Below are 12201 nucleotides of genomic sequence, written 5' to 3'. Positions count from 1 at the left end.
ACGGCTTACCCTGTTTCCGGCGACGCTTTATCACGGGTTTCCTGTCTGAATTTCAGCGGTGACAACCCGGCCTTTTTGGTAAAAAACTTGGTAAAGTGCGCCGGATCTTTAAAGCCAATGCGGTAGGCGATTGAGGTAATGCTGAAATCGGCGAACATCAGATGCCGCTTGGCTTCCACCAACAGGTGCCGGTGGATCATCGACAATGCATTCACGGACGCATGTTGCTGACAAAGCTGATTTAAGTGCGCCGCTGATACGCCGATTTTTCCTGCATACCATCCCACCTGGTGATGCGTTGTGCCGAACTGGGCGATCAGTGCTTTAAACTGCAGAAACTTTCTTTCCGCCTTGGAATACTGACCGGGCACATCTTCGTGTTGCGATGTACACCTGGCAATATGTACTACCATCTGCCTTAAAAGCGCGATGGTCATTTGCTCTTCAAACTGCCCGTGGCCTTCGGCCTCCCGCTTCAGTTGTTTACAAATGAGCTGTAAATCTTCGCAGGTTTGCGCCGGAATATCCTGCAAAATAGCGCCTTCCTGAAACGCAGCCTGATAGGCTCCCGGTGATATTTCAGAAATCGCCGCAGATACAATTGAAAGTACAAATCCTTCAGACCCGGGTTCCCACTGAAAACCGTGCATGTGGCCTTCAGGGATAGACAACAATACCGGCGCTGTTACAGATAATTGCTGCTCATCCAGCTGAACTTGCCCGCCCCCTTTGACGACGAAAAAAATCTGGTGCAAATCCCGGTGACGGTGAGGCTGAATTATCCAGTCGTGGCGTTCACTGCGTGTGGTCAGCGGCTCACAGTACAAAATGTGTCTGTGTTCCACCTGTTCGTTATCACCATAGAAATCCACCGCGTCCAAAGAATTCAACATAATTTTCACTTTCTACAAAATTGACAATTAAGCACCTTTTTTATGCATTAACTATGCATTCAATCTATATAAAATACAATAAACAATGTTAACAGAGGTTTCACAATGAGCTGGCAACCCAAAGATTATGACGATATTCCGGGCACCTATGTGTTCGACGGACGCGCAGCCAACCCGGCCTATGCGTTAAACAAGTTACTGTTTTCTTTTAATGAAGAAGCCAACCGCCTTGAGTTTGATCAGGACCCGGCCGCTTACTGCGACAAAATGGGTGTGAAAGACAAATATAAAGATGCTGTGGTGAATCAGGATTTTCTCGGCATGCTGCGAATGGGTGCAAACATTTACTTCATGGCCAAAATGGCGATTCCCCGTGGCACATCAGTACAAGATGCCGGCGCGGCGTTTCAGGGCATTACGACTGAAGAATTTATCGCGAATTTACAAAAACGGGCTGAGAAGCTCGATGAACTGATTAAGGCAAAAGGAGACTACTGGAATGGCTAAGCTTTTAGGCGGTATCACCAGCTCACATATTCCGGCAGTGGGCGCTGCAATATCCAATAATTTAACGCAGGAACCTTACTGGAAACGCTTCTTTGACGGCTACGGTCCGGCCAAGGCGTGGCTGGAAGAGAAGAAGCCCGACATCGTGATTGTGGTTTATAACGATCACGGCCTGAATTTCTTCCTCGACAAAGTACCCACGTTCGCGCTGGGCTGTGCTGATCAGTACTTCAATGCCGACGAGGGCTGGGGCCTGAAGCCTGTCGCACCTTTCACGGGTAACGCACCTTTCTCATGGCATCTGGCGGAATCGCTGGTAGAGCAGGAATTCGACATTTGTACCTGTCAGGAAATGAAAGTCGACCACGGCTTTGTAAACCCTATCCGCGCGCTTTACGGCGACCATGAAATCTGGCCGGTTCAGGCCATTCCTCTGGCGGTAAATACCGTTCAGCACCCTGTACCGACTGCCCGCCGTTGCTACAAACTGGGCCAGGCTTTAGGCAAAGCTATCGCCAGCTTCCCGGACGATCTCAGCGTGGTGATTCTGGGTACCGGCGGTATGTCTCACCAGCTACAGGGTGAGCGCGCAGGCATCATTGATGTGGAATTCGATTTAGAGTGTATGGATAAAATCGCCACTGATCCTGAGTGGTTTGCAGACCTCTCGAACACTGAAATCATGCGCCGCTCAGGCTCTGAAGGTATTGAAACCATCATGTGGATGGTGATGCGCGGCGCTCTGCGTCACGACGTGGAAGTGGTACACAAGCACTACCATGCCCCGATATCCAATACCGGCGCCGGCGTGATGGTGCTGGACAACCATCCTGAATAATCACTTCAGGCATGTTTTGCTTTAGTTAATTAACCGGAGGCATAAGGCCTCCGGTTTTTTATGCTCAGACTTTAACGGACGCGCTGGCTTTTACCTGCAACCGGAGGCAACATAAGCTCACTCACATTAATGCAGGTGTACTATGCGCTTCTTGTTGTCCCGGCATCTTGCCCAGTTTGTAGCAATTTATGACAAAGGCTCGTTGCGGGCGGCATCGGAGGTACTGAATGTGTCCCAGCCTGCGTTGTCGAAGAGTTTGAGTCAGTTTGAAATGCTGCTGGATGTGAAGTTATTCGACAGAACCGGTGGCCGTTTAAATCCCACTCCGTTCGCAGATATTCTCAGAACCAAAGCCAATATCATCCTTAAGGAAGCGGAGATAACCACCCGTGAAATTGAGAAAATTAAGCAGAACTATTACAAACCTCTTACTGGCAGCGCCGGTCCCGTCTGGTTGTCTGAGATTTTGCCGGATGTATTGCCTTCGTTGTATCACCAGTTTCCTGGCTTGAACATCGGCATTAAGCTTGAATCCGCAGACATTGCCATTCCCAAAGTACTCAATGGTGATTCTGACATGTATTTCGGTTTGATCCCCGCCGGTGAGCTGGCTCACGGACTCAGCGCCATTCCGCTGTTAAATCTCGAAAGCATGCTGTTCGCCCGCCGCTCACATCCTATCCATGCGCTGCCCGCGAACGAACGCGCAGCGTCCCTTTGCAATTATCCCTGGTCTGCATTCGGGATTTGGGAAGGTGCGATAAACATTTCCATGAAAGAGAATCTGCAACGCAAAGGCATTCCTTTTTCCGGCTTCACCTACGGTATCGAATCTTTACTTGGTCTTGCCCGTATCGGCCAGCAAACCGACCACATTATTATGTCTGTGGATGCGGTGTCAGAAACTTTTGCACATTACGATTTAATTCCTGTAGAGGCAATTTCACTGAATCAAACGTTCTCGTCCGGCATGGTATGCCGCACCAGTCTGACAGATTTCGAACCGGTGAATTATCTGCTGGAAGCACTGAGAACCCGATATAATCAACCATGATTTCCCATAAGTTATAGGTTGATAATTTAATATCAATTGTAGTTATCACGACACGCGTGCAACATTAACCTTAAGTTAACCTCCAGTTAACAAAGAAGAGTAAACAGATCCTGTCTGTTTGTAGTTTCTTTCCGGACAACGACTTTTGATTACTGAGAGCACGATGACACACACAAAAAACAGATGCCTGAAAAGCACATTAGCAATCGCCATTGCCTCCACCTTTTGCAACCCCGGTTTTGCTCAGGACACGCCAACTGATGATATGGAAGTCATCGCGGTTACCGGGATCCGCCAGAGCCTCACTGAGGCCATGGGAATTAAAAAAGAATCCTCCACCGTTGTTGATGCGATTTCTGCCGAAGATGTAGGTAAGTTCCCTGACATTAACGTCGCGGAATCCCTTCAACGTATTACAGGTGTACAAATTAACCGCTCCCGCGGTGAAGGCTCCTCGATAAATATACGGGGCCTGCCTTCCGACTTCGTGCTTGTACGCATGAACAATGTGGCGTTACCAAATGCGTTAACGGATACCGGTTCAGATACCAGCCGCAGCTTTGACTTTACTTCTTTACCCAGTGAATTTGTCAGAACCCTGGAAGTACACAAAACGCCCACAGCGTCTCTTGAGGAGGGTGGCCTTGCCGGCTCTGTGGTGATCCGCACTCCCCGCCCCTTCGATTTTACTGAGCGCCAGCTTGCGCTGTCAGTGCAGGGCAGCAAGGAGTCTAACGCCGAAGACATTGGTCCCCGTGTTACTGCTTTCTACAGCGATGTTTATGGCGACGGTGATTTTGGTCTGACACTGGGTGTGTCTTACATGGAGCGGAATTCCGGCACCCAGGATTTTCTTAATTTCGGTTATACCAGCTTTTCTGAAGCCGAGGGCTTCACCAGCGGTTCTCAACAGTTTGGCGCGTTTACTGAAGACGGGATTGCCAATCCGGAGATCTGCGACGGCTCTGTAGCTTCGCGGGACTTATGCAGCGGACAGGACTTCAACGGTAATGGCGTACTGGATGATGGCAGTGTGGCCATTCCCTACATTACCTTTCACACCATGTACGACGAAAAACGTACCCGCACCAGCGCAATTTTGTCAGCCCAGTGGGCGGCATCGGATAACCTTGAGCTGACGGCTGACGGCTTTTACACAAAATATGAAGTCGACAGCGCGCGGGCAGAATTCCTCGCCTTCCCCTATAACTCACTGGGGCCGTACTATCCTGACGAGTCTGAAATCCGGGACATTGACGGACGTGCAGTGGCAACGACGTTCCGCGCCGATAATGTGGATACCCGTGCCGGAAACCGGATAGAACAGCGGGAAGGTGATACCTGGTCGATGACGTTGCTGGGTAAATATCTTACTGATAACTGGACGGTTAACGGTCAGGTAAACCGCTCCCGTTCTTCACAGCTGGCAGACAACCTGAATATTGTGAACAGTACGCTGGTGGATTTAACGCTGCAATCTGAACAGGGTGATGCGGTTACCTCAACCACTTATATGAACGGTTCTGAAGACCGTGTGCTGGACCCGCAGAACTATCGCCTCGTTGGTGTTAACGGTGCCTACAACCAGGCATCATCGGAAGATTTACTGGATATAAAACTCGACGCAGAGCGCTATCTGGATTTCGGCAATATCACGAAGTTCAAAACCGGCTTTCATTACGCTGACCGCAATAAAGTGGGTCAAAGTGCCAGACTGACAATGAATGTAGCACAAATTGAGTCACTGTTTGGCGACCAGCCTCCGGTGGATCTGTTCGAACAACTGGGGATCACCGGCACCTCTTCTGCCGCTTTCCTGCTGCAACCGGTATCACCACTGAACGGCGCGTATCTTGAAAACTATCCGGGCCTGATTCAGGAACGGCTGGCCATTGATACCCGCAGAATGCTGAACAGCTTTTCCCGGGAAGAGCTGATAGCTGCCGGTAATTACGGTATTGATCCCACCCTGTCGGAGGATGTATCCGAAGAAGCGACCAATGCCTATGCCGAAATAGAGTTTGAAAGTGGCGATGGCAATCTGTCGGGTAACTTTGGCGTTCGTTACACCCGTACAGAGCAATTGTCCCGTGGTGCCGGCGCTGACTTAAATCAGATTACCTTCAATCCTAACGGCGGATTAACCACAGTGGCACCGCTGGGGTTAATCGAGGAATCTAACAGCTACAGTGAATGGCTGCCGAGTCTTAACCTTCGCTATAACCTCACAGATGAGTTGATTGCAAGATTTGGTGCCAGCAGAACCATTGCCCGTCCGCGCTTTACAGACATTTCGCCGGTAACGGTAGCGAACGTGGAAGCCAACAGTATTACAGGCGGTAACCCGACACTGGATCCGTTTAAATCTAATAACATCGATGTGGCTCTGGAGTACTACTACGGTGACACTGATATGGTATCTGCAACGTTGTTTTACAAAGATCTGGTGTCTCTTATACGCTCCGGCTCTACGGTAATAAACCTGCCTGTGACCAATGCATTGACCGGGGAAGTCTTTACAGCCCAGTTTATTGACCGCAGTCCGTCTAATGGCGAAGGTGCTAAAATTCGCGGTGCAGAGCTGGCCGGTCAGCATAGTTTCGTTTCACTGCCGGGCTTGCTGTCCAATACCGGTGTTAACGCTAACTATACCTTTATTGACAACAGCGACCCGGAAGCCATTACTGCCGGCTCAAAGCACAACTTCAACGTGGGCGGATTTTACGAGGATGACACCTTCGGCGCGCGTATCTCCTATACCTGGCGCGACAAGTTTCTGTCTCAGCTTGTAGCGTTCGGTGGCAAAGGCGCGGTTACCCAGGCTTACGGCACGTTAGATGCGTCGGTGAATTATAACGTATTGGAGAATTTCACCGTTGTCGTGGAAGGCGTGAACCTGCTTGATGAAGCGGTAGAAATTAAGTTCACCGACGGCCTGCCCTATCAGGTTGTAGACAATGGCCGCCGGCTGTTTGCGGGATTCCGCGCCACGTTCTGATTTCCAGTGAGTGCCCGGCCAATCCCTCAACACCCCGATATTATGGCCGGGCCTTTTTTTCTCCCCTAGTTTAAGGAATTTACCCGTGAGCTATGTATCTACATTGCTGGCAGCTTCTGCCCGCGTTTCACTTATCACCGCATTTTCGCTGGCAGGGCTCAACAGCGCTATGTCAGCACCTCAACCGGAGCAACCCAATATCATCGTGATGATGGCTGACGATATGGGCTATGGAGATTTAAGTATTTATGGACATCCCAACATTGTGACACCCAATTTAGATGCAATGGCATCAGAAGGGATCAAACTCACCTCGTTTTACGCTGGTCAGGCAGTGTGTACACCCTCCCGCGCAGCACTGATGACAGGAAGATATGCCATCCGATCCGGTATGCAGCAGGTATTGATGCCTGATTCAGACCGCGGCCTGCCCCAGTCTGAATTTACGATGGCCGAAATGCTTAAATCTCAGGGGTATCAAACTGCTATGGTAGGAAAATGGCACCTGGGCGATAAAGCCGGATTTTTGCCGGTGGACCATGGCTTCGATCAGTATTTCGGCTTGCTTTACAGCAATGATATGACTGATCCCTGGGTGACAGCAGAATTGATGGGCAGAGAAAGCATGTCTCCGCTGCAAATGTTCCGTAACGACAAGCCTGTGGGCGTGATCAAAGACCAGTCTGTGCTCACCACATCATACACCGAAGAAGCTGTTGCCAATATCGGCGCATTTTCTGACGACAAACCTTTCTTTTTATATATGGCCTGGTCCATGCCCCATTTACCGGTGGCAGCACCGGATTTTCAAAAAGGAAAATCCGCAGGCGGATTATATGGTGATGCTGTATCAACGATTGACTGGAGCGTTGGTGAAGTAATGAATGCACTGGAAGAAAAAGGTGTAGCGGACAACACCATTATTGTATTTTTCAGTGATAACGGCCCGTGGCAAAACCTGCCCGACAGAATGGTTCAGGGCGGTGTGGAACGCTGGCATGTGGGCAGTGCCGGCACGTTGAAAGGGTCAAAAGGCACAACCTACGAAGGCGGCTCCCGTGTTCCCGCCATCATTCACTGGCCTGACAGCAAAATTAACGGCTCGGTCAATTCAGAATTGATTTCAGCACTGGATTTATTCCCGACATTCGCCACATTAAGCGGCGCAACTTTGCCTGAAGATCTCACTCTGGATGGCGCAGATCTGTCGGATTTTCTAAAGGGCAACACTCTGCATAGCAAAGACAATTACTTCTATTATTTCCGTGGTGATGTGGCAGAAGCCGTCAGAGATAAAAAATGGAAACTGCGCCTGTCTCCTTTTGATGAATTCAGCGGTGAGATGGCCAGTGCCGGTGATACACGCGTACAGGCTGAACTATATAACCTTGAAGATGACCCGTCAGAGCGCTTCAATGTGGCTGACTCTCATCCTGATGTCGTTGACCGGCTAACAAAACAACTGGCGCGGTTTGCTGAAGAGACAGAGTCACAAACCTTTGCAGGAAAGTAATAGTTTGTCAGACTCTCATGAGCAGGACGTTTATTCCCTGTCCTTTTAAAAGCAAAAGCCCTCACATGGAGGGCTTTGTTTTCTGTTCAGCTCAAATTCTGTTCGTCTGAGGAATACTCAGAAATCTTCCGTATCAATATCTGCCTGTGCACCTGCACCATAGCGGGCACCCTGCACGGTTTGACGGTTGATAATGTCATCAGCCTGTGCAAATACCTGCTTATCCAGAGACACCCCGCTGGCTTTTAAATCTTCCGTTAAATGCGCTTCTGACTTCGTGCCCGGCAAAGCGTGAATATGCTCACCTTGTGCCAGAACCCAGGCGATAGCCAGTTGAGCCGGGGTGACACCGTTTGCTTCAGCAAGGGCTGCAAACTCAGCGTACAGCTTTTGATTCGCTGTCCAGTTGTCACCCTGAAAACGTGGCATGCCTTTACGGATATCACCATTTGCCAGTGCTTCCGGATTGTCGATACCACCAGCCAGATAACCACGGGCCAACGGGCTGAAAGCCACAAAATCGATACCCAGTTTCTGACAGGTTTCCAGCACGGCAATTTCTGCATTGCGGGTCCACAGAGAATATTCTGTTTGCAGCGCAGCAATGGGAAACTCATTATGGGCTTTCTGCAAAGAGTCTGCTGACACCTCAGACAAACCGATGGCACCGATTTTACCGGCTTTCACCATGTCTCCCAGGGTGCCTACACTTTCTTCCACTGGCACATCTTTGTCGATTCTGTGCAGGTAGTACAGGTCGATGTGGTCGGTCTGCAGACTTTGCAGAGCGGTATCCAGGGTTTTAACCAGGGTATCCGGACGACCGTCGATGACACGTTTGCCGTCAACGCCTGTCATGCCGCATTTGCTGGCCAGAAAGATGTCTTTACGAAAACCTTTAATGGCTTCACCCACCAGCTTTTCGTTACTGCCAAAACCGTAAAGCGCGGCAGTATCGAAATGGGTAACGCCCTGTTCAAAAGCAGAAGCCAGCAACTTGCTGGCCTCCTGCTGAGAGACTGAAGCGCCGTAAGCGTGGTTGAGGTTCATGCATCCAAGGCCGATTTCGGATACCAGACGACCAGCCAGCTTTCTTTGTTTCATTCTCTCTCTCCCGTTAACTTTTAAACCGCTTCCGCATCATGCCGGATACGCTGGCTGTAGTTGCCTGACGCTGTCGACACACGATACGGAAGACAAGCAGCATCAGCTGTTAAGTTGCTGCTCCAGATCGTGAAGCACTTTATAACAGTTAATAACTTTGTGAACACTGCTGTTCGGGTCGCGGCCTTCTTTGATGGCAGACAGGAACTCGCGATCCTGAAGCTCGATTCCATTCATCGACACATCGACTTTGGACACATCAATGGCATTTTCGCTGCCATCCACCAGATCGTCATAACGGGCAATGTAAGTGCCGTTATCACAGATATAGCGGAAGAATGTACCCAGCGGGCCATCGTTATTGAACGACAGTGACAGTGTACAAATTGCACCGTTTTCAGCCTGCAGCTGAATTGACATGTCCAGTGCAATACCCAGTTCAGGATGGATTGGTCCCTGAATCGCATTCGCTTTAACAACAGGAGAACCCGCCTGATATTCGAATAAATCCACAGTGTGGGCAGCATGGTGCCACAGCAGGTGGTCGGTCCAGGAACGGGGCTCACCTTTGGCATTAATATTCTTACGGCGGAAGAAGTAGGTTTGTACATCCATTTGCTGAACATTCAGCTCACCGGCTGTGATTTTATTATGTACATACTGGTGAGACGGGTTAAAGCGGCGGGTATGACCTACCATGCACACTTTGCCCGTTTCCTGCTGGGTTTTCACTACAGCTTCTGAATCTTCCCAGCTGTCTGCCAGCGGAATTTCGACCTGTACATGTTTGCCGGCTTTCATACATTGAATAGATTGCGCAGCATGTTGTTGTGTAGGGGTACAGAGGATAACGGCATCAGCATCGGATTCCAGTGCATCGTCCAGAGACGTATACACATTCGGAATACCGTATTCGTTTGCCACGGCTTGTGTCTTTTCTAAATTACGGCCAACCAGACCAACAACTTCAGCGTCATCGATATTTTTCAGGCCATCAAGGTGTTTGATCCCGAACGCACCGGGACCCACTACGATTACTTTCATTTTATTCTCCCAACTCATTTCTGTTCAGCCAGCCGGACCTGCATCATTCCTGAAAGTACCGGCGGCGATGATTAATCCGCCCAGTAAAGGCGCATGGGGTTATCAATTAATAATTTACGCTGCAATGCTTCTGTGGGGGCGATTTTGGGGATCATATCCACCAGGTGCCCGTCATCCGGCATATGTGTTTTCATGTTCGGATGCGGCCAGTCTGTTCCCCACAGTACACGGTCTTCAAAACGGGTAACCACTTCACGGGCGAACGGCACCACATCTTCGTAGCCACCTTCCGGTCCCACAATGGACAAGCGCTCAGGACAACTTACTTTCGACCAGAAGTTTTTATTCTCTTCCAGCAGTTTCAGAAACAGGGCAAACTCAGGTCCGTCTACCGGTTTTGTTACGTCAGGGCGGCCCATGTGATCAACCACAACAGTGGTAGGCAGGCTGGTGAAGAAATCATACAGCTCCGGCAGTTCCTGAGATTCAAAGTAAATAACGATATGCCAGCCAAGAGGCTTAATTTTCTCAGCGATAGTGCCCAACGAGTCGAAGGGCAGCGCGTCTACTAACCGCTTTACAAAGTTAAAGCGAACGCCCCGTACACCAGCGGCATGCAGAGCCTGAAGCTCCTCATCAGTAATATCCGCTTTTACAGTAGCAACGCCGCGGGCGAGACCATCAGAGTGATTTAGTGCGTCAACCAGGGCACGGTTATCAGCGCCGTGGCAGGTAGCCTGAACAATGACGTTGCGGCTGAAACCCAGATAATCACGTAGCGCCCACAACTGGTCTTTCGACGCGTCGCATGGCGTGTACTTGCGCTCCGGCGCGAAGGGGAATTCATTACCGGGACCAAACACATGGCAATGGGCGTCAACAGCACCTTCGGGTACGACAAACTTCGGCTTCGACGGTGACTCGCACCAGTGCAGCCAGTCGGCATCAACAGTAAAACCACTCATTAATTCATTCTCCTGCTGACAGAGAAAGGAGCGCAAAATAATTCAGGCACCGGATTTCGCTGTCAGAAACGATTCAGTTGCGGCGTAATAACTACAAGCCGTTTCAGGGCTAACAGTATGCTACCGCGAATCAACAGATGCTGTTAAGAAATGCGACGACAGACATTAGTTTTTTCTATAACGACACGAAAAATACAAGTAAAAAAGCACTATTTACAATTCAGCTTTTTAAATAAGAATTAAAAGGTTTTCGCCCCTTTCACCCACATTCAAAACAGATTTTACAGCCATAAATAAATTGTCATAAACAGATACCACTGCAGCAGAACTTTTACAGCTCACTCCGGCGTCTGAATTCTCCTGCCGTCGTGCCTTCCGCCTGTTTAAAGAAACGGCAGAAATAGCCGGTATCTTTGAACCCTAAAGTATCAGCAATTTCATCCAGCGATTGCCGGGTGTAAATCAGCCGCCGCTTCGCTTCATTTACCAGCCTTTGGTGGATCAGCTTTTTCGGGGTGGTATTAAGGTGCTGCTGACATATGCGGCTAAGGGTAGAGACAGAAATATACAATTTCGATGCATAATCATTCACATTCATATGTTGCTGATAATGCTTGTCGATGAGCTCCCGAAAGCCCAGTAACACTCTGGAATCCCTGCCCGATGTACCGGCAAGATTACGGGCTGTATTTTGTTGCCTGGCAACCAGCACAAACAGAAGTTTAAGCAACATATGGATGCTCACTGTGGCGCCGGGATCATTGCTGCGCATTTCACCGGCCAGCATATGCAGATAAGCAACGAACCGTTCAGACTGATGCTTGTCCTGAAACTCAATAGCCTGCGAAGACCATACTGCACCGGTAAAGTCCGCGATAGCGCTGTCACTGCGCAATGCATTTACCACATCGGCATTCACGGAAAGCACGTAGCCGTTGGTGTCCGGCGCAAAGGTAAATCCGTGCACCACGCCGGGCGGTAGTGTTACTACCCAGTCTCCCTGAAGCGTCAGCTTTTCATCATCCCGTTGTACTGTCCATTCATCATCAAACACACAAATAAGCTGGAATAATTTGCCGTGGCGGTGAGGCGAAATCTCCCACCCTAATCCTGCGCTGCGGGCACGGATATCTTCCAGATGCACGAAGTCAGCACTAAGCTTTAGAAACGACTCACCATATAAATCATAGAAGGGGATTTCATCTGGTTTCATGGCGAAAGACTGCTTTACTCCGGAAAATTCTGATTGAAAAGTACAACAACTATTTACAAAACCCAAGGCTTT

General features: G+C 49.6%; 10 protein-coding genes. 5 read left to right on the top strand and 5 right to left on the bottom strand.

What is annotated here, in order from left to right; all coding sequences use genetic code 11:
• Positions 1–5 precede the first annotated feature (5 nt).
• Positions 6–893 carry a helix-turn-helix domain-containing protein gene (locus tag J3369_RS01680; RefSeq protein WP_349583044.1) on the bottom strand — a complete coding sequence of 296 codons (888 nt, stop codon included), beginning with the start codon at positions 891–893 and terminating at the stop codon, positions 6–8.
• A 105-nt stretch (positions 894–998) separates the two neighbouring features.
• On the opposite strand from J3369_RS01680, the gene J3369_RS01675 reads away from it, so the two are divergent.
• From J3369_RS01675 to J3369_RS01655, 5 genes are all read left to right on the top strand, one after another.
• Positions 999–1400, top strand: a complete 402-nt coding sequence (locus J3369_RS01675) for a protocatechuate 3,4-dioxygenase (protein ID WP_119499679.1) — start codon at positions 999–1001, stop codon at positions 1398–1400.
• Entirely contained in the window at positions 1393–2238 is an 846-nt protein-coding gene (locus tag J3369_RS01670; protein WP_119499678.1) for a class III extradiol dioxygenase family protein, read from the top strand. Before J3369_RS01675 ends, J3369_RS01670 begins: the two co-directional genes overlap by 8 nt.
• A 142-nt stretch (positions 2239–2380) precedes the next feature.
• Positions 2381–3292, top strand: a complete 912-nt coding sequence (locus tag J3369_RS01665; RefSeq protein WP_349583041.1) for a LysR family transcriptional regulator — start codon at positions 2381–2383, stop codon at positions 3290–3292.
• A gap of 163 nt (positions 3293–3455) precedes the next feature.
• The gene (locus J3369_RS01660; protein ID WP_349583038.1) at positions 3456–6290 is read left to right on the top strand and encodes a TonB-dependent receptor; all 2835 of its coding nucleotides are present in this window, start codon (positions 3456–3458) and stop codon (positions 6288–6290) included.
• 85 nt (positions 6291–6375) lie between these two features.
• Positions 6376–7803, top strand: a complete 1428-nt coding sequence (locus J3369_RS01655) for a sulfatase-like hydrolase/transferase (protein WP_349583035.1) — start codon at positions 6376–6378, stop codon at positions 7801–7803.
• A gap of 117 nt (positions 7804–7920) precedes the next feature.
• Here J3369_RS01655 and J3369_RS01650 read toward each other — a convergent pair whose 3' ends face one another.
• From J3369_RS01650 to J3369_RS01635, 4 genes are all read right to left on the bottom strand, one after another.
• Complete coding sequence (locus J3369_RS01650) at positions 7921–8907, bottom strand: aldo/keto reductase (RefSeq protein ID WP_349583032.1); 987 nt, start codon at positions 8905–8907, stop codon at positions 7921–7923.
• 102 nt (positions 8908–9009) lie between these two features.
• Positions 9010–9951, bottom strand: a complete 942-nt coding sequence (locus J3369_RS01645; RefSeq protein WP_349583030.1) for a Gfo/Idh/MocA family oxidoreductase — start codon at positions 9949–9951, stop codon at positions 9010–9012.
• A 71-nt stretch (positions 9952–10022) separates the two neighbouring features.
• Positions 10023–10916, bottom strand: coding sequence for an amidohydrolase family protein (locus J3369_RS01640; RefSeq protein WP_119499672.1), 894 nt, complete (start codon positions 10914–10916; stop codon positions 10023–10025).
• Between the two features lie 331 nt (positions 10917–11247).
• Positions 11248–12129, bottom strand: a complete 882-nt coding sequence (locus J3369_RS01635; protein WP_349583027.1) for a helix-turn-helix domain-containing protein — start codon at positions 12127–12129, stop codon at positions 11248–11250.
• Between the last annotated feature and the right edge of the window lie 72 nt (positions 12130–12201).

It is taken from the genome of Alteromonas sp. NFXS44, from assembly GCF_040148705.1.
Lineage (GTDB): Bacteria > Pseudomonadota > Gammaproteobacteria > Enterobacterales > Alteromonadaceae > Alteromonas.
This window is presented reverse-complemented; position numbering and strand designations above follow the sequence as displayed.

What these genes read in the sequence shown, in the direction of transcription:
- J3369_RS01680 (WP_349583044.1), bottom strand. Translation starts at nt 893, where the DNA reads ATGTTGAATTCTTTGGACGCGGTGGATTTCTATGGTGATAACGAACAG.
- J3369_RS01675 (WP_119499679.1), top strand. Translation starts at nt 999, where the DNA reads ATGAGCTGGCAACCCAAAGATTATGACGATATTCCGGGCACCTATGTG.
- J3369_RS01670 (WP_119499678.1), top strand. Translation starts at nt 1,393, where the DNA reads ATGGCTAAGCTTTTAGGCGGTATCACCAGCTCACATATTCCGGCAGTG.
- J3369_RS01665 (WP_349583041.1), top strand. Translation starts at nt 2,381, where the DNA reads ATGCGCTTCTTGTTGTCCCGGCATCTTGCCCAGTTTGTAGCAATTTAT.
- J3369_RS01660 (WP_349583038.1), top strand. Translation starts at nt 3,456, where the DNA reads ATGACACACACAAAAAACAGATGCCTGAAAAGCACATTAGCAATCGCC.
- J3369_RS01650 (WP_349583032.1), bottom strand. Translation starts at nt 8,907, where the DNA reads ATGAAACAAAGAAAGCTGGCTGGTCGTCTGGTATCCGAAATCGGCCTT.
- J3369_RS01645 (WP_349583030.1), bottom strand. Translation starts at nt 9,951, where the DNA reads ATGAAAGTAATCGTAGTGGGTCCCGGTGCGTTCGGGATCAAACACCTT.
- J3369_RS01640 (WP_119499672.1), bottom strand. Translation starts at nt 10,916, where the DNA reads ATGAGTGGTTTTACTGTTGATGCCGACTGGCTGCACTGGTGCGAGTCA.
- J3369_RS01635 (WP_349583027.1), bottom strand. Translation starts at nt 12,129, where the DNA reads ATGAAACCAGATGAAATCCCCTTCTATGATTTATATGGTGAGTCGTTT.